The 23,029-nt window shown below is 39.1% G+C and carries 20 protein-coding genes; 10 read left to right on the top strand and 10 right to left on the bottom strand.

What is annotated here, in order from left to right:
• Positions 1–31: 31 nt before the first annotated feature.
• From B3E00_RS01240 to B3E00_RS01225, 4 genes are all read left to right on the top strand, one after another.
• Entirely contained in the window at positions 32–2,131 is a 2,100-nt protein-coding gene (locus tag B3E00_RS01240; RefSeq protein WP_293884594.1) for a heavy metal translocating P-type ATPase, read from the top strand.
• A 163-nt stretch (positions 2,132–2,294) separates the two neighbouring features.
• The gene (gene gyrA / locus B3E00_RS01235) at positions 2,295–4,880 is read left to right on the top strand and encodes a DNA gyrase subunit A (protein ID WP_209579221.1); all 2,586 of its coding nucleotides are present in this window, start codon (positions 2,295–2,297) and stop codon (positions 4,878–4,880) included.
• A gap of 7 nt (positions 4,881–4,887) precedes the next feature.
• Positions 4,888–5,988, top strand: a complete 1,101-nt coding sequence (locus B3E00_RS01230) for a tetratricopeptide repeat protein (protein ID WP_293886442.1) — start codon at positions 4,888–4,890, stop codon at positions 5,986–5,988.
• A gap of 2 nt (positions 5,989–5,990) precedes the next feature.
• Positions 5,991–7,163, top strand: coding sequence for a tetratricopeptide repeat protein (locus B3E00_RS01225; protein WP_293936399.1), 1,173 nt, complete (start codon positions 5,991–5,993; stop codon positions 7,161–7,163).
• Between the two features lie 47 nt (positions 7,164–7,210).
• Here the strand turns inward: B3E00_RS01225 and B3E00_RS01220 are convergent, their stop codons facing one another.
• Positions 7,211–7,648: an FKBP-type peptidyl-prolyl cis-trans isomerase gene (locus B3E00_RS01220; protein WP_293936396.1), complete on the bottom strand. Its 438-nt coding sequence runs from the start codon at positions 7,646–7,648 to the stop codon at positions 7,211–7,213.
• A 113-nt stretch (positions 7,649–7,761) separates the two neighbouring features.
• Positions 7,762–8,172 carry an OsmC family protein gene (locus B3E00_RS01215; protein ID WP_209579218.1) on the bottom strand — a complete coding sequence of 137 codons (411 nt, stop codon included), beginning with the start codon at positions 8,170–8,172 and terminating at the stop codon, positions 7,762–7,764.
• Positions 8,173–8,350: 178 nt separating this feature from the next.
• On the opposite strand from B3E00_RS01215, the gene B3E00_RS01210 reads away from it, so the two are divergent.
• On the top strand, positions 8,351–9,835 hold the full coding sequence (locus tag B3E00_RS01210) for an MFS transporter (RefSeq protein WP_293936393.1): 1,485 nt from the start codon (positions 8,351–8,353) through the stop codon (positions 9,833–9,835).
• Between the two features lie 105 nt (positions 9,836–9,940).
• Here B3E00_RS01210 and fabV read toward each other — a convergent pair whose 3' ends face one another.
• On the bottom strand, positions 9,941–11,143 hold the full coding sequence (gene fabV / locus B3E00_RS01205) for an enoyl-ACP reductase FabV (RefSeq protein ID WP_293936390.1): 1,203 nt from the start codon (positions 11,141–11,143) through the stop codon (positions 9,941–9,943).
• A 161-nt stretch (positions 11,144–11,304) separates the two neighbouring features.
• On the opposite strand from fabV, the gene B3E00_RS01200 reads away from it, so the two are divergent.
• Entirely contained in the window at positions 11,305–12,243 is a 939-nt protein-coding gene (locus tag B3E00_RS01200; protein WP_293886438.1) for a multidrug resistance efflux transporter family protein, read from the top strand.
• Positions 12,244–12,252: 9 nt separating this feature from the next.
• Here B3E00_RS01200 and B3E00_RS01195 read toward each other — a convergent pair whose 3' ends face one another.
• The 3 genes from B3E00_RS01195 to B3E00_RS01185 all read right to left on the bottom strand — a co-directional run bounded on the left by B3E00_RS01195 (position 12,253) and on the right by B3E00_RS01185 (position 15,743).
• Positions 12,253–14,043, bottom strand: coding sequence for an ABC transporter ATP-binding protein (locus B3E00_RS01195; protein WP_293886437.1), 1,791 nt, complete (start codon positions 14,041–14,043; stop codon positions 12,253–12,255).
• Positions 14,044–14,364: 321 nt separating this feature from the next.
• Positions 14,365–15,159, bottom strand: a complete 795-nt coding sequence (locus B3E00_RS01190) for a S1/P1 nuclease (protein ID WP_293884586.1) — start codon at positions 15,157–15,159, stop codon at positions 14,365–14,367.
• Positions 15,160–15,281: 122 nt separating this feature from the next.
• Positions 15,282–15,743 carry a DUF4268 domain-containing protein gene (locus B3E00_RS01185; protein ID WP_293884585.1) on the bottom strand — a complete coding sequence of 154 codons (462 nt, stop codon included), beginning with the start codon at positions 15,741–15,743 and terminating at the stop codon, positions 15,282–15,284.
• A 108-nt stretch (positions 15,744–15,851) separates the two neighbouring features.
• On the opposite strand from B3E00_RS01185, the gene B3E00_RS01180 reads away from it, so the two are divergent.
• Positions 15,852–16,382 carry a lipocalin family protein gene (locus B3E00_RS01180; RefSeq protein ID WP_209579210.1) on the top strand — a complete coding sequence of 177 codons (531 nt, stop codon included), beginning with the start codon at positions 15,852–15,854 and terminating at the stop codon, positions 16,380–16,382.
• Here the strand turns inward: B3E00_RS01180 and B3E00_RS01175 are convergent, their stop codons facing one another.
• Entirely contained in the window at positions 16,383–16,685 is a 303-nt protein-coding gene (locus B3E00_RS01175; RefSeq protein ID WP_293884583.1) for a hypothetical protein, read from the bottom strand. It abuts the gene before it with no gap.
• A 147-nt stretch (positions 16,686–16,832) separates the two neighbouring features.
• Complete coding sequence (locus tag B3E00_RS01170; RefSeq protein ID WP_293936387.1) at positions 16,833–18,137, bottom strand: ammonium transporter; 1,305 nt, start codon at positions 18,135–18,137, stop codon at positions 16,833–16,835.
• Between the two features lie 289 nt (positions 18,138–18,426).
• Here B3E00_RS01170 and B3E00_RS01165 point away from each other — a divergent pair, with 289 nt between their 5' ends.
• The gene (locus tag B3E00_RS01165) at positions 18,427–19,479 is read left to right on the top strand and encodes a porin (protein WP_209579207.1); all 1,053 of its coding nucleotides are present in this window, start codon (positions 18,427–18,429) and stop codon (positions 19,477–19,479) included.
• 117 nt (positions 19,480–19,596) lie between these two features.
• Here B3E00_RS01165 and B3E00_RS01160 read toward each other — a convergent pair whose 3' ends face one another.
• Positions 19,597–20,004 carry an NUDIX hydrolase gene (locus B3E00_RS01160; RefSeq protein WP_293884582.1) on the bottom strand — a complete coding sequence of 136 codons (408 nt, stop codon included), beginning with the start codon at positions 20,002–20,004 and terminating at the stop codon, positions 19,597–19,599.
• A gap of 270 nt (positions 20,005–20,274) precedes the next feature.
• Here B3E00_RS01160 and B3E00_RS01155 point away from each other — a divergent pair, with 270 nt between their 5' ends.
• Together B3E00_RS01155 and B3E00_RS01150 are read left to right on the top strand one after the other, a co-directional pair.
• Positions 20,275–21,294 carry a L,D-transpeptidase gene (locus B3E00_RS01155; RefSeq protein WP_293884581.1) on the top strand — a complete coding sequence of 340 codons (1,020 nt, stop codon included), beginning with the start codon at positions 20,275–20,277 and terminating at the stop codon, positions 21,292–21,294.
• An 81-nt stretch (positions 21,295–21,375) separates the two neighbouring features.
• Positions 21,376–22,134: a murein L,D-transpeptidase catalytic domain family protein gene (locus B3E00_RS01150; RefSeq protein ID WP_293884580.1), complete on the top strand. Its 759-nt coding sequence runs from the start codon at positions 21,376–21,378 to the stop codon at positions 22,132–22,134.
• A 69-nt stretch (positions 22,135–22,203) separates the two neighbouring features.
• Here the strand turns inward: B3E00_RS01150 and B3E00_RS01145 are convergent, their stop codons facing one another.
• Positions 22,204–22,902 (bottom strand): prolyl oligopeptidase family serine peptidase, encoded by a 699-nt coding sequence (locus B3E00_RS01145; protein ID WP_293884579.1) that lies wholly within the window; start codon positions 22,900–22,902, stop codon positions 22,204–22,206.
• Positions 22,903–23,029: the final 127 nt, after the last annotated feature.

Below are 23,029 nucleotides of genomic sequence, written 5' to 3'. Positions count from 1 at the left end.
ATCTTTGCGTAAAGACATTACTTACGATTAAATGAAGGAATCCAACGTGCATACTGAACTACATGTAACCGGAATGCACTGCGCAAATTGTGCTATTTCAATTCACAAATACCTGGAAAAAAACGGAGCTAAAGACATCTATGTTGATTTTGCCGCTGATGAAGTCAAATTTTCCGATATCCCCCAGGAACAAATACCAATGCTGGTCGAAGGGATTGAGTCTTTAGGATACAAAGTAATCGATGATCAGGATGATAAGCCTAGCTTTTGGCACTCAATTGAATTTAAGTTCTTCTGCTGTTTGATCTTTACTGTACCACTATGGGGCCATATGTTTACGGCGTATCCTTTACTTCATGATCCATATATCCAGCTCTGCTTGTGTATACCTGTATATTTTATTGGCTTTTCCCATTTCGGGATCAGTGCGTTACGATCCATTTGGAATAAAATGCCGAATATGGATGTGCTTATATTAGTCGGATCTACCGCGGCATTTATCTATAGTCTGATTGGCACATGCTACAATCTTGGTCACGATTATCAATTTTACGAAACCTGCGCGACGATCATTACTTTGGTTTTTTTAGGAAACGTATTGGAAAAACGGGCTATAACGAAAACCACGTCCGCAATCAAAGATCTGATTAAATATCAGAACGTGGATGCAATTAAGATCGATGGGGATCAGGAAATAACCATATTGGCCAAAGAAATTAAATCTGGCGATATTCTAAAAGTGAACACAGGAAATCAGATCCCGGTCGACGGCGATATTTTGGAAGGACAAGGCTGGGTAGACGAGTCGATGTTAACAGGAGAAAGTATGCCCGTTGAAAAACTGAAGTATGATGCTGTGATTGGCGGTACATTGCTGACCGAGGGTAATATCAGAATTGTCGCAACCAAAGTGGGATCTAAAAGTGTGCTCTATCAAATCATCCAGTTGATCAAAGATGCTCAAAGTAAAAAACCTCCTATTCAAAAATTCGGCGATAAGGTAGCCGCCTATTTTGTACCGATCGTTGTCAGTATCTCATTCTTCACTTTTTTTATCACGTATTTTATCGCACAATTACCACTGCAACAATCTTTGATGAATGCAATAGCCACCCTGGTGGTATCGTGCCCCTGTGCAATGGGACTAGCAACTCCTACAGCTGTTATGGTCGGCTTGGGTAGAGCTGCAAAAAAAGGTATACTAATCAGAGGTGGAAGCACTATTGAGGAAATGTCCGAACTCAAACAAATGGTATTTGACAAAACTGGCACCCTAACAACTGGCGATTTTAATATCAAGGCAATTCAAACATTCGGAATTGAACAATCTCAGGTCGAATCGATCATAGCACAGTTGGAAAGTTATTCTAGCCATCCTATAGCGAAGTCGATCCGAAAACAGCTGAAGGAAATTAAATCCTTCCGTATTATCTTTAAGGAAGTCAATGAGATACGAGGAAAGGGAATATTTGCCACAGATACCAATGGGAATAGTTATTCCATTTGCAATGCCAAACTTGGATCAAAGGATTATTCAAACCGTTATGACCTTACATTAACCATTAACGAAGTGGTTATAGCGGGTATTGTACTTGAAGATCAACTAAAACCTTACGCAAAAGAACTGATCCAATATCTCAAAGATAAGGGTATACGCCCTATTCTGTTGAGCGGCGATCGTCAAAGTAAATGTGAGCGCACAGCGCAGAAGCTTGGTATTGCCGACGTATATTGGGATAAATCACCGGAGGATAAATTAGAGATCTTGTATAAGCTTAAAAAGAAAGGCCCAACGGCAATGGTTGGGGACGGTATCAATGATGCGCCCGCACTTACTGCGGCGGATGCGGGCATTTCGCTTGGGGATTCAACTCATGTTGCGATTCAGTCTGCCAAAGTTATCCTACTGAATAGTGATCTCCGGTCCATTGAAAAGCTACTCAAGATCGGTCATCACACCTTACTGGCAATCAAACAAAATCTTTTTTGGGCTTTTGCTTACAATATTGTCGCCATTCCCCTCGCTGCCCTTGGTTTTCTTGGTCCTATGGTGGCGGCCTTAAGCATGGCATTTTCGAACTTAATTGTGATCGGTAATTCAATCCGTCTCCGCTTTAAAAAATTGAAATAAAATTGATAGCGCATCAGTACCATGACAATCCATAGTTGATTGTCTTTTTTATATATATTAGCGCTTCAATCTTTCGCTTTTGAGGTTAAATTTTTGTAACTTCGCATGCGTAGCAAGCCAGTTTATTGGGCTTGCTTACTAGTTTTATTGAAACCAAATTCATATGGCTGAAGAAACAGAAAACGACAACAATCTTGTTCCGGCAAACGACCGGATTATCCCAATTAACATCGAGGATCAGATGAAGTCTGCTTACATTGACTATTCCATGTCTGTCATTGTATCAAGAGCGCTTCCTGATGCACGTGATGGCATGAAACCAGTACACAGACGTGTTCTTTATGGAATGCTGGACTTAGGGGTTACCAGTGGCAAGCCTTATAAAAAGTCTGCCCGTATCGTTGGTGACGTATTAGGTAAGTATCACCCGCATGGTGATTCATCCGTTTATGACACCATGGTTCGTATGGCTCAAGATTGGAGTTTACGCTATCCGTTGGTAGACGGCCAAGGTAACTACGGTTCTATTGACGGTGATCCTCCTGCGGCCATGCGTTATACCGAAGCAAGATTAAAGAAAATTGCTGAAGAAATGCTATCCGATATCAACAAAGATACTGTTGATTTTCAAAATAACTTTGATGACTCTTTACAAGAGCCGACCGTACTCCCTACTCGTATTCCCAATCTTCTTGTCAATGGGGCATCTGGTATTGCAGTCGGTATGGCTACGAATATGGCGCCGCATAACCTTACCGAGGTTATTGATGGTACGGTAGCGTTCATTGAGAACCGCGATATCGAGATAGCCGAACTGATGCAACATATCAAAGGCCCTGACTTCCCTACGGGTGCACTTATCTATGGTTATGCGGGTGTTCAAGATGCCTGTAATACAGGACGCGGCCGGATTGTCATGCGGGCGAAAGCAGAGATAGAAGCAACTAAATCTGGGCGGGAACAGATTATAGTAACCGAAATTCCCTATCAAGTGAACAAGGCCAACATGATCGAGCGTACGGCCGAATTAGTGAACGAAAAGAAATTAGAAGGTATATCAGCCATCCGGGATGAATCTGATCGGACAGGTATGCGCATTGTATACGATATCAAACGTGATGCAAACGCGAACGTTGTTTTAAACAACCTGTTTAAATACACTGCACTACAAACCTCTTTCTCAGTTAATAACATCGCTTTAGTTAAAGGAAGACCTGTCCTCATGAATCTGAAAGATATGATTCATGAATTTGTGGAACATAGGCATGATGTCATCGTCAGACGTACACGCTATGAATTGGCTGAAGCGGAAAAACGCGCGCATATCTTAGAGGGATATTTGATTGCGTTGGATCATTTAGACGAGGTAATCAAATTAATCCGTAACTCCGAAACACCTGAAGATGCTCGTGTTGGATTAATGGAGAAATTTGGCCTTTCTGATCTTCAGGCCCGTGCAATTCTTGATATGACTTTACGTCGTCTTACTGGACTGGAACGGGATAAGATCAAAGAAGAATATGCTGAATTGATGAAAACAATCGACTATTTAAAATCAATTTTAGAAGACGAAGATCTTCGGATGAAGATTATCAAAGATGAGTTGATTGAGATCAAAGAAAAATATGGAGACGAACGTAGATCACAGATTGTACACTCTGCTGAAGATATGCGTATGGAAGATTTTATCGATGATGAAGAAATCGTGATTACAATCTCCCACAATAGTTACGTCAAACGTACTCCACTATCCGAATACAAGCGTCAGGGCCGCGGCGGTCGTGGATCTATCGGTACGAATACACGTGAGGAAGATTTTACGGAGCACATCATTACAGCATCTGCACATAATTATATGCTCCTATTCACCGAAGCTGGGCGTTGTTTCTGGTTGAGAGCTTTTGAAATTCCGGAGGGAAGCCGCACCTCGAGAGGTCGTGCACTGCAAAATATTATCAACGTTCCAAAAGAGGAGAAAATAAAGGCGTTTATTTTAGTGAAGAATTTGAAAGACCAAGATTATCTGGAAAACAATTTCATCATTATGTGTACTAAGAAAGGTACCATCAAAAAGACATCGTTAGAAGCTTATTCCCGTCCAAGAGCGAATGGTATAAACGCAATTAACATCAATGAAGGAGACCAGTTGATTGAAGCTTGTTTAACTACTGGAAGTAGCGAAATCGTTATGGCGCTTCGTTCTGGTCGAGCCATTCGTTTTAACGAGTCTACCGTCCGACCAATGGGAAGAACTGCGACTGGAGTACGTGGTATCACATTATCAACTGAAAGTGATGAAGTGATTGGCATGATTAGTGTGAATGATTCTGAAACAACTGTATTAGTGGTTTCAGAAAAAGGATATGGAAAACGTACAGACATCGAAGATTATCGGGTGACCAATCGTGGTGGTAAAGGTGTAAAAACCATCAATGTCACTGATAAAACAGGCGAGCTCGTTGCCATAAAAGGCGTAACAGACGCTGAAGATTTGATGATTATCAATAAATCTGGCATCGTTATCCGTATCGCAGTTGAAGGATTAAGGGTGATGGGTCGAGCCACGCAGGGTGTAAGGCTCATTAATTTAAAAGATAACGATGAGATCGCCTCTATTACTAAAGTCGATCGTGAAGAAGAACTAGAAGAGTCTGGCTTGACTGAAGAGTTAACCGATAACGACGATTCTACTTCGGAAGAGAACAAGGAATCAAACTCCGAAGAAAGCACGGAATCAAACGAAGAATAATTGACTAATGAAAAACTTACTGATATCATTTTTAATATCTGCAAGTAGTTTAACTGTTGTTGCCCAATCCAATTTGAAAGAGGGCAGCAACAGTTTTGCTTTATATACCAAAACCGGCGAGTTCAAAAATCTTGAAAACGCACGGAAATTTGCAGACGCGGCTTTTCAGTCAAGGAAAGATTCTGCTTCTGTTAACAATAATCTCTTAAGAGCACTGGTGTATAGTTCCTTGGCTGTTGCAGACTCAACAAGGAAGCAGCAATATAAGATGGATCCTATTGATATATCCATCAAATCACTTAAGCTTCTGGATCAAAAAAAAGCACGCCGAAATTTTCCTGCTGAAATGGACTATATTCGTCAAAATCTCGCTGGGGCCATCTCCTATCAAGCGGGCATTGCTTTAAAGGATGGTAAATTTGATAAAGCTTATAAAGCATATCTTCGAATAGATTCTCTTGGATTCAAAAATAATGATCTTAAATATAATCTCGCCGTACTCTCGGGTAAGAATAAAGATTATATGAACTCGATCAAGTATTATAATGAACTTATTAAGAGTGAACAACCTAAGCCCAATTACTTTCTTGAATTGGCACATATTTATTCTCTTGGAGGTACTAAACAGGATGTTTTAAACGTTCTTGAAAAAGGACATGTTGCATTTCCTGAAAATAAACAGATACTTTTTAGGTTGATTGATGTCTACTCGGCTAATCATTCTTATGATGCAATACTCAATGTTATCGCTGACGCTATCCGTTTGGAGCCAGAAAATGTGGAATTGAACTATATCGCCGGCTATTCCTACGAAAATGCCAATGATATCAAAAAGGCGAAGGAATATTATAATAACGTATTGCGATTGGATCCGAATAATTACGAGTCTAATCTTGCCTTGGGGCTGATCAATCTTGAAACTTTATTAAAGGAACCTACGAATCAGGATATACAGGAATTAACTATTGAATACCTGTTGAAAGCAAATGAAATAAAACCTTATGATGTTAATGCGCTCAAAGCCTTGGCTAAATATTATACGCTCATTGACGATGCATCGCAATTAGACAGGGTGAATTTATTATTGAATCAATTAACAGTTAAATAGATATGAATTTAAAATCTCTATTATTATTAGCCGCAATGGGTACTGTATGTACCTCAGTTTCCTTTGCGCAAACCGGTAATATAAAAAAGGCGAAAACTGGCCTGGCAAAATTTCAGGAATTGAAAGATGCTGGCACGGTACAGTTGGGTTTGCCCAACCTGAAAACTGCAAAGGAAGCTATTGATGCTGCTGTAATCAACGAAAAAACTAAAGATAACGCCGAGGCATGGACAGTATATGCGTTAGTAAATGCTAATCTATCGACAATTGATAAATCTTCTGAATTGGCAAAATTGGCTGAAGATGGAATTGCTAAAGCAAAACAACTGGATACAGATGGTGCCAATAAAGCGAATATTTCGGTTGCAGAACAAATCTTAGGGCAATATAACTTCAATTTAGGTGCAGAAGAATATCAAGCTCAAAAATATGCTGATTCGTATAGCTCTTTTACAAAAGCATTGACCTATCTTCCTGGCGATACGTTAGTGACCTATTACAGTGGGGTTGCGGCATTATCTAACAAAGATTATAAAAATGCAATTGAACGCTACAAAGAATTGATTCCAAGAAAAGATTTCTCTTCGCATAAAACAATTATGGTAGACTTACCTAAGTTGTATCTATCGATGCAGGATACAACATCTGCACTGGAATATGCAAAAAAAGCAGCTGAAGCTTATCCTGACGACAACGCAGCAATGACGCAGAATATTGAGCTGAATTTAATTACAGGTCATGAAAAGGAAACAATTGATGCTATTACAGCGCAGTTAGCGAAAGATCCTAACAATAAAAGCTTAAATTATTACCTAGGTATCGCTCAATCTTCTGCAAAGAATGATGAGGCGGCAGTTGCAGCATATAAGAAAGCATTGGAAATCGATCCAAACTTTTTTGAGGCAAATACGAATTTGGCCATCACACTGATGAACAAAACGCGTGAAAAATTAAATGTTGTTAATAATAATAGAAAGTTAACACAGGCACAGTATGATGCTGAATTAAATAAGATTAAAGCCGAATTAAAGCCAGTGCTTCCTTATTTAGAAAAAGCAGTTTCTTTGCAGCCTAAAAATGTAGATGCATTAACCAATTTGAAGAACTATTATATTTTTATGCAGGATGAGGCTAAAACTGCCGAAATCAATGCTAAAATCAAAGAAGTAGAATAAAAATGAACTTCATAAAAAAAGNNCTTTTTTTATGAAGTTCATTTGCGCTAAGCTAAAATGGCAATTAACTCAATCTGAAATAATAAAGTACATTGCCCTCCTTTTCCAGGAACCAACTCCTCTTTTCCGTAAGCCAAATTTGGTGGAAGGCACACCTCCCAAATAGACCCGACAGGCATCTTTGAAATTGCTTCTTGCCATCCCACGATCAGTTCATTGATGTAGAACGTTTCTGGCCGCTTCCGCTTATAGGAACTATCGAATACGGTTCCGTCTAAGAGTTCACCCTTGTAATGACATATAACCTTTGCGGACTTTTTTGGTATCTGCCCGCCTCCTTTTGTCAATACCCTATAGTGCAAGCCCGAAGCGCATACAACGACACCATCTTGATGTGCATGCATTTCCAAAAATATCTTTCCCGCCTCACTATTTCTTTCTGCCAGTTCCGTGGAATTTACCTTGTTTTTCTTTTTCTGAACCAAAATTTGATTGATTAAAATTCAATATTATTACCTATTCTTTATCCGACCAAAATAACATCTTTTTGTTCTTTTTACGAAGAAAGAATACGTTTTTGTTCATTGTAGAAAATCGGTTACAACAACTCTGCATTTAACGTTTTTTCAAACGTAAATGCCCTACTTACGGGGCAGTTCTCTTTAGCCTTCTGCGCTATTGTCTGAAAATTAGATTCGTCTATTGAAGGAACTTTCGCTTTCAACTCCAGTTCAGACCGTACAATGGAGCCATTTTCCATCACAATTGTTGATACAGTTGTCAACTCATCAGGAACAAAACCTTCTTCAGAAAGATAGGCGCTCAATTGCATGGTAAAACATCCTGCATGCGCTGCAGCCAATAACTCTTCAGGATTTGTTCCAACACCATTTTCAAACCGCGTTGAATATGAATACTGGGTGTGATCTAATACTGTACTATCGGTAGTCAGGCTACCTTTTCCTTCTTTAAGATTGCCATTCCATTGGGCTGTTGCTTTTCTTTTCATGTTTTCTACGATAACTATTTAAACTAATTTTATAACATAAATTTCCCTGTCGGCTGTTCTAGCACTTCAGGTACTTTTATAGAACAAATGGCTGTTCAAAAAGTTGTATTCCATTTCACAAATTCGTGTCGCACTCCCAGCAATTGATACGTTAACTATCTTATTAAAAACTAAACTCATGAATAAACTATCCTTTCTTTTTATCGTTGTATCTATGCTCTTCTCATGCAGAACTCGTCAACTTGAGCAGCAGGTTTTAATACAAGACTGCCCCGAAGAAAAAATAGTAAACAAAATCCCTGGCCCCCCAGTAAAGGGCGAGGTCGAAAAAATTACATCTACCAGGGTAAAAGAGTTTCCCCAAAACAATTTGATCAACAATGGCTCGAAAAGAATTGTGATATTAAAGAGACAGTTGTTTATTGATTTAATTTCAAAAAATAAGCTTAAAGACGTATTTTTGCCTAAAATTTTTAAGATGACAGTTTCTCTTCGGGAGGTCAATCAAAAGATTTTAGGCTATGTTTCTTTAACCTTCCTCGGTTATTTCACTATCGGCCTATCACTTGCTACCCTACCCATTTTTATTCACCAGACTTTGGGATTTAATACAATTGTCGCCGGATTGGTCATTAGCATTCAATACATTGCTACTTTTTTACTTCGCGGTTATGCCGGAAAAATAGTTGACACAAAGGGCCCAAAAGTTTCTGTTTTGCGCAGTATGCTATTTTTTGCCATGTCTGGTGTCCTGCTTCTACTTGTTTTCCTATTTAAATCACAGCCCTTTATCAGTTTAGGACTTTTGGTAATCACCAGATTACTGACTGGAATTGCTGAGGGTATGGTCGGTGCCAGCCCCATAAATTGGGCTCTTATGGAACTTGGCGATGAGCATGCAGCTAAAGCGATCTCGTTCAACGGCATAGCGAGCTATGGCGCATTGGCTATTGGCGCTCCCTTAGGTGTCCTCATGGTAAATCATATCAGTTACGAAGCTTTAGGTGTGCTAACAATTGTTGTTGGTATACTAGGCTATGTATACTGCCGCTCAAAAACGCCTTACCGGGTTGTTCGAAAAAGGACTGAAAAGGTCAGCTTCAAACGGGTATTACTTTTAGTAGCTCCGTTTGGAATCTGTCTTGCTTTGGGTGGACTTGGCTTCGGAAGCATTTCGACTTTCATGACACTCTATTATGAGCATTTTGACTGGCAAAACGGAGCGTCCTGTTTAACGGTATTTGGAATTTTCTTCATCTTGACCAGACTTGTATTCAATAAGGTTATTGATCAATATGGTGGTTTAAAAGTTGCACTGCTGAGTCTTTTTGTTGAATCATTAGGATTATTACTGATTGCTACAGTTATTAACCCTATTTGGACCTTATTGGGGGCAGCATTGACCGGTCTTGGTTTTTCACTAGTCTTTCCTGCGCTTGGTGTTGAAGCGATTAAAAGAGTCGACCAAAGCCAACAGGGCTCGGCTTTAGCAGCCTATGGTCTATTTATTGATATTTCTTTGGGAATCACGGGGCCTCTGATCGGTTTTGTGGCAAACAATATGGGGATGGGCGCTATCTATCCCTTTAGTTCAATTATGGTTGCTATTGGTTTTGCGGTGGTTGGAAACCTTATTTATACGAAAAGAAAAGCACTTGCTTAGCGACAGCATGAGTTCATAAAAGCGATTTACAGAAGATATATTTCATAAAAGAGCGGCTGAATTTTCACCTATCAGCCGCTCTTTTTTTATGCTAATTCGTGTATTTTAGCTTTCAATGCTCGGCACTCCAACAACTTCATTTGTATCTGCGTTGTAATCGATACCGTCGAAATTGAATCCGAACAAATTGAAAAACTCATTGCGATAGCCTTCAATATCTGAAATTTCTGCTAAATTTTCAGTGGTTGCTTTTTCCCATAATGCTGCAACTTCTGCCTGAACATCCGGACGCATCTCCAAATCGTCAACACGGATACGGCCTTTTTCATCGAGGGAAACTTTTCCGTCAGCAGTATATAGTCGCTCAGCGAATAAACGTTGCATTTGCTCAATTGTGCCTTCGTGGATACCTTTTTCTTTCATCACTTTATACAAAAGAGAAATATACAAAGGAACAACGGGAATAGCCGAACTTGATTGCGTGACCAAGGCCTTGTTAACCGATACATAAGAAACACCATGAATATCGCTCAAAATAGCATTTATTGCAGGCACTGTTCCTTCTAAATCGTCTTTGGCACGACCAATAGTACCATTACGGTAAATTGGATAAGTAAGTTCAGGTCCTATATAAGAGTAGGCGACGGTTTTCGCGCCCTCAGCCAATACGCCAGCAGCTTTAAGATCTTCAATCCAGTATTTCCAGTCCTCTCCTCCCATTACTGCTACTGTATTAGCAATATCTTCTTGATTTTCGACAGGCTGAATGGTAATATCTGAAATTACACCTGTGTGAAAATCTACAGTCTTATTGGTAAAAGGCTCTTGTATTGGTTTCAAAACAGAAGCATGTGCGACACCAGTCTTGGGGTGAGTACGGCGTGGTGAAGCCAAACTGTAAACCACTAAATCAACCTGTCCTAAATCTTTTTTAATAAGTTCGATAGTTTGCTTTTTCACTTCATCAGAAAAAGCATCCCCATTAATGCTTTTGGCATATAATCCCGCATCATGCGCCTCTTTCTCAAAAGCTGCAGAATTGTACCATCCGGCAGTACCAGGTTTGCCTTCGGCTGCAGGTTTTTCGAAAAACACACCGATTGTAGCAGCTCCAGAACCAAATGCTGCCGAAATCCGAGATGCAATACCAAATCCAGTTGAAGCTCCGATTACCAACACTTTTTTTGGTCCATTCGCGATTTCACCTTTGGATTTTACGTATTCAATTTGATTTTTAATGTTTTGCGCAGCCCCTTGTGGATGCGAGGTTAAACAAATAAAACCTCTAGTTCTTGGTTGTATAATCATCTTGATTAATTTTCTTACTACTTGTTTTATTGATTAGGCAAAATAAGGAATTTTAAATGAGAAAATCGTGATAAAAATCAATTACTTTTTGTTTCATTTTCAATTAAAGAGGCATTTGCTTACTTTCACAAATTGAAGTATACATCCTATTCACTTTAATTATGCTTTTCCAATTTACACTAAAAAAGAATAAAAATAATGCTATCCTTCTAGGGACTTTAGCGGCGCTTTTCTTTGCCAGTACTTTTGTTCTCAATCGCATTATGGCCGTCTCCGGCGGAAGTTGGCAATGGACGGCCTCTTTACGTTTTATTTGGATGTTACCCATATTATTCGTTATCGTCGCTATCCGGGGAAATCTCCGTAGTTTATTGAAAGAAATAAAATCAAATGTAGTACAATGGCTGCTGTGGAGTACGATTGGTTTCGGTTTGTTCTATGCAACGCTAACCTTTGGTGCCAATTACGGCCCCTCTTGGCTCGTGGCGAGTACCTTCGAGTTTACCATCATTGCCGGTATGTTCATTGGTCCTTTAATCGAGAAGAGGGGGTATCGAAAAGGAATATCAAAAGCTTCCCTCCTGTTTTCTATTATTATTTTTATCGGCATCCTTCTCATGCAAATTGCGGAGGCTCAATCCACTTCGCTAAATACCATGCTGTTGGGGACAATTCCAGTATTGGTTGGTGCCATCGCCTACCCTTTAGGCAACCGTAAAATGATGAAAATATCAGGGAATAGACTAGATGCTTTTCAGCGCACGTTAGGCATGACAATCTGTAGTATGCCTTTTTGGATCGTGCTTAGTCTATTTGGCTATTCAGAAAATGGATTACCAACAGATAGTCAGCTTTTGCAAACCTTCCTAGTTGCGCTATGTTCGGGCGTGATAGCGACACTTTTATTTTTTACAGCGACCGATCTTGTGCATCACGACCATAAGGCACTTGCTGCCGTAGAAGCCACCCAGGCGATGGAAGTTATTTTTACTTTAATTGGTGAAATCCTTATTTTACATGCTGCACTTCCAAATGGCTATTCCTCCATTGGGATTGTCATGGTGGTGATGGGAATGATCTTACATAGCCGATCGGCCTGACCATAATCTTTATCTTCCGCCACCCTGCAATGTCTTACTTATTTTACTCAGATTCAAACTATTGGCCATGGCAGAAAAAATAGCGTGATATGTGCCTTTACGCGCATAAAGATCCTCGTGTTTGCCCTTTTCGGCGACGCGACCTTTTTCCATTACAACAATCGCGTTGGAATCAATGATCTGAGAGATACTATGAGAAACAATGATTACTGTACGATCCTTTTTTATGGCATCCAAACTATTCTTAATCTGCTCGGTAGCGATAGCATCTAAATTCGCCGTTGGCTCGTCCAAAAAGATAATCGGCGGATTTTTTAGGAACAGCCGTGCGATGGCTATCCGTTGCTGTTGACCACCGGATAAAGATTGCGCATCTGAATCATAACCTTTTGGAAGCTCCATGATCTGTTGATGAATATAGGCTTTCTTAGCGGCTTCCATAATCTCATCTTTTGAACTCCCAATTTTTCCATATTCAATATTCTCCAAAATCGTTCCCTTAAAAATGTGATTTTTTTGCAACACCATTCCAATTTGTTGACGAAGAAATGCGGTATCATATTTCGCCAAATCCACTCCATCCAAAAAAATTTGGCCTTCAGCAGGTTCGTAAAATTTATCCAATAAATTGATGATCGTACTCTTCCCGGCTCCACTTAGACCGACCAAAGCTGTAATTTCATTCGGTCTGATATCGAAACTTACATCTTTCAAAGCGACAGTACCGTTTGGGTACTCAAAAAACACATTCCTAAGTTCCAAATGCCCTCTGATCTGCTCAGGTTTATATTCACCTCTAGATTCGATCTGCTCATCGGACTCTAGGATTTCAAAAAAAGACTCCGAATAGATCAATGCATCATTGACCTCGTCATAAATGCGATGAAGCTGACGTATTGGCGCAGAAACGTTGTTAAACAACATAATATGAAACATGATTGCCCCAATAGTGATCTGCCCCGAAAGCACTAGATAGGATGTTAAAACAATAATAATAACAACGGCAATCTGTTCGACGAAATTCTTAATGCTATCATATAGAAAACTAGTTTTCCGAGTTGCCATTTGATTTTCAGTCATCACGTATTGGATCGTCTCATGCCGCTTGGCCTCTTCCGGTTCCCGAACGAATGATTTGATCACTAATATGGAATCGATCAAACTAATAATTCGATTATTTTTGGATTCACGATATTTCCGCATTTGCCTTCTAAATCCGGTCAGTTTTGATGCTTGGGTTTGCCCAATGTACAGGTATAAGGGAATGACAGCAACCCCAACCAAACCTACATATACGTTCGCGTAAAACATACAGATAAGTGCAATAATCGCATTTGCAAATAACGGTAAAATATCAATAAAAAAATTCTGTACTAACCGCGTTAATGAACTGATCCCAGCGTCTATGCGAGTGGCCAATTTGCCGCTTTCGTTGTCTGAGGACGTGTAAAAGGCTAATTTATACGTCAAGATACGATTGACAATAGATTGAGAAAAATCCCTTGCGATATAGATACGAAGTTTCTCACCATAAAATTTCTGGCCAAACTGAACGATCGCGTAGATGATCTCTTTAACCAGCAAAATGATACTGATTATTCCAACGATATACATACCCTTAGACAAAGGCTCTTTGGCGACCATCAAATCGTTAATTCGATCGACTGTATAGCGCAAGATAAAAGCATTGATCTGTGCGGCAAAAGATCCCACGACAGTCAAAAGTAAGGTGTAAAAGATCAATCGCCTGTAAGGTTTGGCAAATGGAACAATTTTTTTAAGCAATTGGGAAATAGTCATCGAACTTTGATTTATTACGAAGAAAACAAATGATCTTTGGGCATTGTTTAAACCTAAACATAAAAACCTTTTTAGGGCTTCAAAAGATAGTATATACCAAGAAAAAAGAAGCTGTATTAAAAGTCTGTCTCATCAACTTGACAACAAATAATTTTTGAAGTTTTATGCAGCTTACATAAAAAAAGACCAAATTCTAACTGATTTTGGTCTCCTTTTTTTGGAATTAATACGTTAAAGCTGTCGCCCGAATCCAATTCTGATTTCTACTGGTAATTTTCGTTTATTCTACAGCCTTTCTCTATAAAACTTATAAGCGATATCTTAACCAAAGATCCGATTTAAAACTTTAGCCAGGCGTAAGCCACCTTTCAACATACATTGTTCCATCACATCTTTATTTTGATAAACATACGAATAGGATAAATTGGCATTATTTGCTACATCAGCATATATTTTTTCCGCTAATTGATTGGATTCATAGAGCCAATTTGAAAGTTCTCCAGCCGCCAATTGTAGGTTTCGCTCTTTACTATTCACATCGAGCACTGTTGCGTACTCCGTATAGCTATATTTTTCGTTATCCACTAAATCACTGTCCCATACACGGTGGATATTTGATTTTTTTCCGAACCAGCTTACTTCAATCTTATTTCCCCCTTGGTCTTCAGCACGGCTTACATGCATGGGTTGATGCGCATCCCCTAAGATATGGATCAAAAAATAAAGATTTTGCTTCTGCTGTTCCATAGCGATAGTCTTATCAGCGAAAGACTGTTCGATGCGGATAGCGGTCTTATACAAATTTTCATCGGCAGAATTTTCAAGCCCCAACTGGAACTCTGCCCAAGGTAAATTGGAATTTAAATTGATAAAATGTGAATTGCCTAATTTTTTAAATTCGGGATTAGGATCCGACTTAATGAAGTCACCCCAATTTGCCCAATAAGCAAGCTTTTGCTTACCAATAATTTTTCCGATATTCTTTTTCGCTTTTTTAGTCAAATGACGTTCTGCAATTTCAGCGACCACACGATGTCCGATCGTTCCCCATGCAAATACCGATGAAAGCTGAAAGCACAAAGTCAACACGAGCAAACCCTTAATTATTTTTCTCATTGAATAGTTGTTTTAAATGATGCTGTTTTTCCCCTCAAATCAACTTCCAGCGCAATTTAGCCGGTTTTTAAACTGTTGATTTGAATGGGTATCAACCCCATCTTTGTATAGTTAAATTAAATTTATTTAAATAAGTCGAACGCATATTTTGCGGACGACCAAAATTCATCCAGCGCAATCATTCGGGGCTTAAAAAACGAAATAAGTTCGGCCCAATCCGCTTCTCTAAAAACACTATGCCCTTGCATAGTGGTATAAATCTGACAAATTGGCTTTCCATATTCATCTCTTCCATCCATCTCCCAAATCCACTCTTCTCCGAGCAGATCATGCAGTAAAGCTCTAAACTGAAGAAACTGCTCAGCCATCAATGCCCTGATACCAGCATCCGGCTGCGACCACTGTATCGCGATTTTCGCTTCATTTTTATCTGCATCCATTTTAAAATACAAATGCTTAACACCTGTTTTGTAGTTAATCCAATTTGCTTTTTCTCCATCCGCAGATAAATGTAATGCCATAAATTGACCAAACTTCGTCCAGAACGAATGTTTTAATTGTTTTATCTCTTCCCTTGAATACACCAATACAATTTTTAAGTCAACAAAATTAATAAAATAGCCCGGCTTCTCTAAACCTTATTGGTATTAAAATTGTTGTTTTACTAACAAATAATTTCGAAAAAAATGAATATGGATAAGAAAAAATCACTCTTGCTTTTGGCCACGGTAGCACTAGGAACAGTCGCATACAATGCCCTTAAACCGGTCATTTCGCGGCCCGATGTTGTCGATCCATTCGATTTGGATAAATATCTTGGAAAGTGGTATGAAATAGCCCGGCTCGACTTTCGTTGGGAAACTGGCTTAAGTCAGGTTTCCGCCGAATATAGTAAGAATAAAAATGGTACGATCCGCGTAAATAACCAGGGATATTCCGAAGAGAAAGAACGATGGAAACAATCTATTGGAAAAGCCAAATTTGTCAACAGCCCGAATGAAGGAGCACTTAAGGTATCGTTCTTTGGCCCATTTTACAGTGGCTATAACATTGTCAAAATAACACCGGATTACAAGTATGCCCTGATCTTCGGCGATAATCTCGATTATATGTGGATTTTAGGCAGAGATACCGATATTCCAGATAAAATTAGAAATGAGTTTCTAACCTATGCTCTTCAATGTGGCTATAAGACAGGTGATCTTGTATGGACAAAACATTAATTAAAAAATCGGAGCGAGCAACTGGTAATTTAACGTTGCGTCCTGTGCAATCACGTCTGCAATTTCTTCAAGGTCTTTGTGACTTATTACATTTCTGATTCCTGCATTGTAAAGGTTAGCCAAAAACAACGCTGCTTCATGCTTTTCACTTATTGTCAGAATAGAACTCCCAACGTAGAAATTTAACGCTGATACCGCATAGTCACCAAAAAGATTGAATCCGAAATCTCCGTTTGTCTGTATGCAATAACGCATCATTTTTTCAAAATCAGAACGCAATGTTGCTTTGGTCTCCGTGTTCATACATTCACTTTTAGAAAATTTTTGCTTGATATACTTAATCTGAGCCGCTATGTAACCTTGGCAAAGGTGCAAAAAATATCCCAAACAATACAGCTGCTAAGTAGAAGATTGTTTGGGATAACATATAAACAGTTTACTTTATCTAAATTACAAAGCTTCGGCGTGCTGCGTCACATCCAAACCAAGCTCTTCGTCCGTTTCTTCGACACGAAGTGGGGCAATAAGGTCAGTAATTTTTAATAAAACCAATGAGCCGACGAAAGCAAAAAAGGACACGGCAAATAATGCGATCATATGGACAAAGAATAATTTGGTTTCACCAAAAAACAGCCCGTTGTCTACCACCACAGGGTTGATGTTATGATGTGCAAATACACCTGTAAGCACCATACCCACCATACCACCTACTCCGTGACAAGGGAATACATCCAATGTATCATCAATACTTGTTTTACTTCTTAGATAAACGACAAGGTTGCTGACCAACGCGCCAACCAGGCCAATTATCATTGCGTGTGGGATACTGACAAAGCCGGCTGCAGGAGTGATCGCTACCAGTCCAACCACAGCACCGATACATGCACCCATTGCTGAAGGTTTCTTTCCGCGGATAATATCAACAAATATCCACGCCATAGCTGCCATAGCCGAGGCTGTAGTTGTTGTCGCAAAAGCATAAGCTGCTAAGGAATTTGCGCCTCCGGCAGAACCCGCATTAAATCCAAACCAGCCGAACCACAATAAAGCAGTACCCAATATCACATAGCTGATACGTGCAGGATTATGAACTTGTATTTTGCGCCCTTTTAAGTAGATCGCGGCCGCTAATGCCGCCCAGCCTGCCGACATATGCACAACAGTACCGCCAGCGAAATCAAGAACGCCAAATTTGGCTAAAATTCCTTCAGGGTGCCAAGTTGCGTGTGCCAATGGCATATAGATAAAAATGCTAAATAGAATAATAAATAGCATAAATGAATTGAAGCGAATACGTTCTGCAAAAGCACCAGTGATTAGCGCTGGCGTGATAATCGCAAATTTCAGCTGGAACATAGCGAATAAAACCAAAGGTATGGTTGGTAGCGCTCCCCATGCAACATTTCCCAATGTACCTCTCATCATAAAAAATGTACGTGGATCGCCCACAATGCCACCGATATCGTCACCGAAAGCTAAGCTAAAACCAACGATGACCCAAAGAATTGTCATCAGGCACATGCAGATAAAACTTTGCATCATGGTTGATATCACATTCTTTTTGCTAACCATACCACCATAAAAAAATGCAAGTCCTGGTGTCATAATCAACACCAATGCAGAAGAAGTTAACAACCAGGCTGTATCCCCTGTATCAAATTCTGCCTTATTTAAATCAGACAAGTCAATTGAAGGAAATACAAGTCCTAATACTCCTAAAAGAACTAGAACAATAAGTGGAATAATTTTTTTCATGTGTTTAAACTGATTAGTGTTTATTAATACTTTAATAAAATTGTTGAAAAAATACAAAAACAAAACAAAAACCTATAATCATTTAGATTTTTATCAAATATAAAGTCTTTTTATTAAAAAAATACCATGATAATTTATTTTTTGTGATTTTTTTTACATAATTTCACAATAACAAACACAAAAACCATTATTAATCTATAAAAATCAATTTATAACCATAAAAAAAAGAGAAATTATAAAAACAACTCGGCAAAAACACCAAACAAATCAAACTTAAACCTCCAAAAACATGAAAAAACTTCTTACAACAGCAATTTTATCTGTATTTCTTATAAATACAGCGATATCACAAGAAGAAAACAAAGAAAAGGGAATCGAAATATCCGGATCCGTTGACACCTATTGGAAATATGACTTCCAAAACAAACCAAATATTAATACCTATTTTACAGAAGACAACAATTCCGTTTCGATCGGAATGGTGGATTTAGCTGTTAAAAAGAAGTTTAAAAAAGCTTCATTTGTAGGCGAGTTATCTTTTGGACCTCGCGGTCAATATCGCTCTATCATGAATGGGGACGGTCAAGCTGGCGATGATAAAAATAGCTTTCACATACAAAATCTCTATGTAGGCTACGACCTCACTGATAAACTTAATCTCACTGCAGGTTTTATGGGAACATTTGTAGGCTTTGAAGTGATATCTCCCACATACAATTTTCATTATTCGACATCTTATCTCTTTGGTGCAGGACCTTTTCAAGATGCGGGACTGAAAGCAACGTATAGTTTCTCCGACAAGGTGGCGCTAATGGTCGGAATATTTAACGACTGGAACGTCTACCAAGATATGAACGGTGTGTCGCACGTAGGCTCCCAGCTAGCTTATACACCCAATGATAAAAGTAGCTTTTATCTTAACTTTCTCACCGGATCCTCAGCAGGTGGAAAAGCAAATTATAGTTCAGGAACATTGGTTGACCTGGTTGCTAACTATGATTTCACACCCAAATTTTTCCTTGGTTTAAATGCAACCAATTATAAAAAGAGAGATGGTGGCGGATATTCGGGCGTTGCTCTCTATCCAAGAGTTCACTTTTCGGAAAATTTTGGATTAGGATTACGTGAAGAATTTTTCCAAACACATAAGGAAGAGGAAAATGGTATCCCAAGTGCTAATATTCTAGCGACAACATTAACAGCAGAATATAGTTATCACGGCTTCAAATTTATCCCGGAGATTAGAATTGACAAAGGAAGTACAGAGAGATTCATCAAAAATGATTTAAGTCCAACGAAATCTGCAGGACAATTTCTATTAGCCTGCGTCTATAGTTTCTAGAAGGAATATTCATCAACAAATAAAAGAGCGGAATTCAGCTGGAACTCCGCTCTTTTATTTTAGCCAGACTGCTATCCCAAAATATGGATATTTAAAGATTACATCATTCTTTTAAATCTACAGCTTTCCAGACAGCCAACGGGGAACAACAAACTCTGCTGCCAGGTGCGCTAGCTTAAAACTGCGCCAATTGTCCTGTTTGATCCAAACCACCTCTACCAGCTCTTCATAAGCTTCAAAAGACTGAGTCGCCTTCAATTTAATCACGTAAATATTACCTTCTACCAATGTATTTACCTCATTTACGGCATGTGCAGTATGGCTACCTAAAAATTCTAAATCGTTTTCACGTACATCGAACCGTAGCTCTTCGCGAAGCTCACGAATCAATGTTTCCTCTTGATTCTCTTCAGGCGCTGCCTTACCTCCGGGTAACTGGAAATAAGCGGAACCCTTTTTCCGAACCATCAACAAATCACCATTGGGATGGAGGATCGCCGCAGAACAAATAACAATTTTATCCATATCGTGTATTTCAACTTACAAAACTAGCGTTTTTATTGCTCATGAAAAACATGTATCTCTTCAACCTGACTTTCATTAAGTCAGCATTTGAACAGATTCAGGTCGATTATCACCCAAAAACGACAATGTCATTCGTTCACATTACGTTCTTAAAACACCTATGGTTGACATTCTTCCCATAAAGTGTTCTTATTCACCCACAATAAAATTGCAAATCATCAACAATTTATCTAAGTTTAAACCATAAAGCAATAGTTTATAAATCTATATATGAGTCCAAGATTAACATGTCTAGTACTAAGTCTAATTTTCCTTTTGGCTGGATGCCAACAGGATAAAAAGGATATAGCAAAGACGCAGCCGCCCAACAGGCAACAAAAAAAAGTGGCGCCTGAAAAGTTGAATAAAAAACCAGAGCTAATCACAGACGAAGATATAATTATCAAAAAAGAGCTACAGTATAAAAAATATACCCTGGAAGATACCTACCCTTACAAAGATACTACACGAACTTTCCAATGGAGCAAAATTAAAGAGCGCTTAGCATTTGTTACGAATTTTCAACAAACTCCTTCGCTATACGCTGTACTTCAAAACTATCAAAATGAGAAAGGTGAAGCACCAACAATTGCGGGTTACAAGCGGGATACTTATAAAAGGGTGTCCGACAGCTTCAATGTGGAGCGTTATCAGGCCGCACCGCTCTGTGATCTTAACACCAATCAAGCGGTGCGTTACGGGCGCGATGGGTGGCTCGTCCGTGTTCAGGGCTCCGACAGCCTAGACAGGATTCCGGTCGAAGGTATTTCATTTGAAGGGAAATACAGTGTACCAAAGCGCTATCTTAAAATCATTCGCGATTCGATAGAATTTAAATTCGTTACAGTCGTAGACATTAAAAACCAAAATATCTGTACATTGGAAAAAGCTGGAAATGAATGGCTCGTCAGAAGCATGAATCCAGCAACCAGTGGACGACATAAACCTCCCCATGCCCAAGAAACGCCTACTGGTCTCTTTGTTGTCCAAGAACATAAATCAAAGATGTTTTATTACGAGGATGGAACCAAAATTTATGGTGGATTTGCGCCTTATGCCACGCGGTTTACTGCTGGGGCATATATACACGGTATTCCAGTCAATAACCCAAATGGCAATATCATCGAATATAGCGAAAGTCTTGGAACTATTCCAAAATCACATATGTGCGTCAGAAATGCGTCATCTCATGCTCAATTTGTCTATAAACGGTCAAAAGACTTTTCGTCGCTCGTCATAGTTATCGATTAACAATATTTAACATTCTGTAAATCAAATATGTATTAATTTTAATTATTACTTTTGTAAACATCTATACAGAAAAGGAGTAGAATGGGAAATACGTTTATGTTTCTTTTGATGGCATTGAATACAGCACTTTCATCACAAGAAGAATTAAAAACAACACAGCAAGAAACCAGCGAGCATCGTATAAATGTGGAGCGTCAACGCACAGAAGTTGATTCCTTATACGATGAAATGAACCTAGCGCAAGTGTTACAATACGAAGCGTTTCGTCAAGCAATGGAAGGCAGGAAAGCTCTTCCTATCCACAACAAAGATATTATGACGGTCATCGATTTCTCGCTGGCATCCACTGAAAAGAGGCTAGTAGTATTAGACCTTGCGCAGAAAAAGGTACTGTTTAATACGTTAGTTTCGCATGGCAAAAATAGCGGCGAGAATTACGCGGTAAATTTTTCGAATCAACAGGAATCACTCAAAAGTTCCTTAGGTTTCTTTACGACTGAAAATACTTACAATGGTGAGAATGGTTATTCATTGGTGCTAAATGGTCTTGAGAAAGGCATAAATGATAATGCCAAAGCAAGATATGTCGTAATGCATGGTGCAGATTATTGTAGCAATGGAACAATAGCGAGTTTAGGTAGACTTGGAAAAAGTTATGGCTGCCCTGCCGTACCGAGAGAATTTGCAGCCCCTATCATTAATACCATCAAAGATGGCACATTATTGTTTATCTACGCAGATAACGCTGAATATTTAAGCAAAACCCACTTGATCCATCAACCGAATATTCTGATGGCCCAGTTTCATAAAAGACAGTCTATGTTTAACAGTGAAGGCTAATAAAAAAACCTGATGAATCATCATCAGGTTTTTTTTATTCAAAGCCGTTATGCCGGTTGACAAAATCTTTTAAGACTTATGCCTTTTCCTAAATTTCAACATCCAATTGTAAATTGCATCGTCGTGAAATAATCGCTCTACACTCCCATGCGTACCTCCTTTTATTACATTCAAACTCACATTAGCATCTGGATCCTCTTTTTTTATAGCCCGCATAATCTTTTTAGATTCCGAAATTGGCACTGCCCGATCGGCTGTACCATGGTGCAACCAAATAGGGACCTGAGTCAAATTGGACGCATACTGACTGGATCCACCACCACATATGGCCACCGCTGCCGCTACCCTTTCCGGATATTTTCCAGCCACATCCATTGTACCGTAGGCGCCCATACTCATGCCACACACATAAATACGGTCCGGGTCAGCATTATAATGTCCGATGACATAATCCACAATTTCCATTACTTTATCTGCATCCCAGCCGCCCTTTGACTGTGGCGCAACAATAATCCCTGGAACTTCCTGGCCTTTATTGATAGCATACAGTACACCATAGCGCTTTACACGATCCAAATTTGTCCCGGAAAGACTCCTCCCATGCAAAAATACAAAAACAGGTTGCTTCTCAGTGGTGGAAGAATCTAGCCCGGAATTTTTCAATAAAAAGGGATACGCCGTTTCTCCTCTAATCGCCTGTACTTCCTGCGCATTTACACGCATCAGTAGCATAAAGAAAACACATAGGTATAAATAAACTTTTCGCATACGTTATGTATATAAATTTTAGCTTAATCTGGAACATTAAAAATACAATTAAATGATTTTTGACAGCCGTATTTAACAAGTTTTAACATTTTAAGAAGGCTGTATTTTACCAAGCTACCACTACGAA

Source organism: Sphingobacterium sp. UBA5996, assembly GCF_002429765.1.
Lineage (GTDB): Bacteria > Bacteroidota > Bacteroidia > Sphingobacteriales > Sphingobacteriaceae > Sphingobacterium.
Note: the sequence above shows the minus strand (reverse complement) of the source record. Positions and strands in the feature narration are given on the sequence as shown.

Coding starts and splice junctions, on each gene's coding strand:
- B3E00_RS01240 (WP_293884594.1), top strand. CDS start 32: ATGAAGGAATCCAACGTGCATACTGAACTACATGTAACCGGAATGCAC.
- gyrA (WP_209579221.1), top strand. CDS start 2,295: ATGGCTGAAGAAACAGAAAACGACAACAATCTTGTTCCGGCAAACGAC.
- B3E00_RS01230 (WP_293886442.1), top strand. CDS start 4,888: ATGAAAAACTTACTGATATCATTTTTAATATCTGCAAGTAGTTTAACT.
- B3E00_RS01225 (WP_293936399.1), top strand. CDS start 5,991: ATGAATTTAAAATCTCTATTATTATTAGCCGCAATGGGTACTGTATGT.
- B3E00_RS01215 (WP_209579218.1), bottom strand. CDS start 8,172: ATGAAAAGAAAAGCAACAGCCCAATGGAATGGCAATCTTAAAGAAGGA.
- B3E00_RS01210 (WP_293936393.1), top strand. CDS start 8,351: ATGAATAAACTATCCTTTCTTTTTATCGTTGTATCTATGCTCTTCTCA.
- fabV (WP_293936390.1), bottom strand. CDS start 11,143: ATGATTATACAACCAAGAACTAGAGGTTTTATTTGTTTAACCTCGCAT.
- B3E00_RS01200 (WP_293886438.1), top strand. CDS start 11,305: ATGCTTTTCCAATTTACACTAAAAAAGAATAAAAATAATGCTATCCTT.
- B3E00_RS01195 (WP_293886437.1), bottom strand. CDS start 14,043: ATGACTATTTCCCAATTGCTTAAAAAAATTGTTCCATTTGCCAAACCT.
- B3E00_RS01190 (WP_293884586.1), bottom strand. CDS start 15,159: ATGAGAAAAATAATTAAGGGTTTGCTCGTGTTGACTTTGTGCTTTCAG.
- B3E00_RS01180 (WP_209579210.1), top strand. CDS start 15,852: ATGGATAAGAAAAAATCACTCTTGCTTTTGGCCACGGTAGCACTAGGA.
- B3E00_RS01175 (WP_293884583.1), bottom strand. CDS start 16,685: ATGAACACGGAGACCAAAGCAACATTGCGTTCTGATTTTGAAAAAATG.
- B3E00_RS01170 (WP_293936387.1), bottom strand. CDS start 18,137: ATGAAAAAAATTATTCCACTTATTGTTCTAGTTCTTTTAGGAGTATTA.
- B3E00_RS01165 (WP_209579207.1), top strand. CDS start 18,427: ATGAAAAAACTTCTTACAACAGCAATTTTATCTGTATTTCTTATAAAT.
- B3E00_RS01160 (WP_293884582.1), bottom strand. CDS start 20,004: ATGGATAAAATTGTTATTTGTTCTGCGGCGATCCTCCATCCCAATGGT.
- B3E00_RS01155 (WP_293884581.1), top strand. CDS start 20,275: ATGAGTCCAAGATTAACATGTCTAGTACTAAGTCTAATTTTCCTTTTG.
- B3E00_RS01150 (WP_293884580.1), top strand. CDS start 21,376: ATGGGAAATACGTTTATGTTTCTTTTGATGGCATTGAATACAGCACTT.
- B3E00_RS01145 (WP_293884579.1), bottom strand. CDS start 22,902: ATGCGAAAAGTTTATTTATACCTATGTGTTTTCTTTATGCTACTGATG.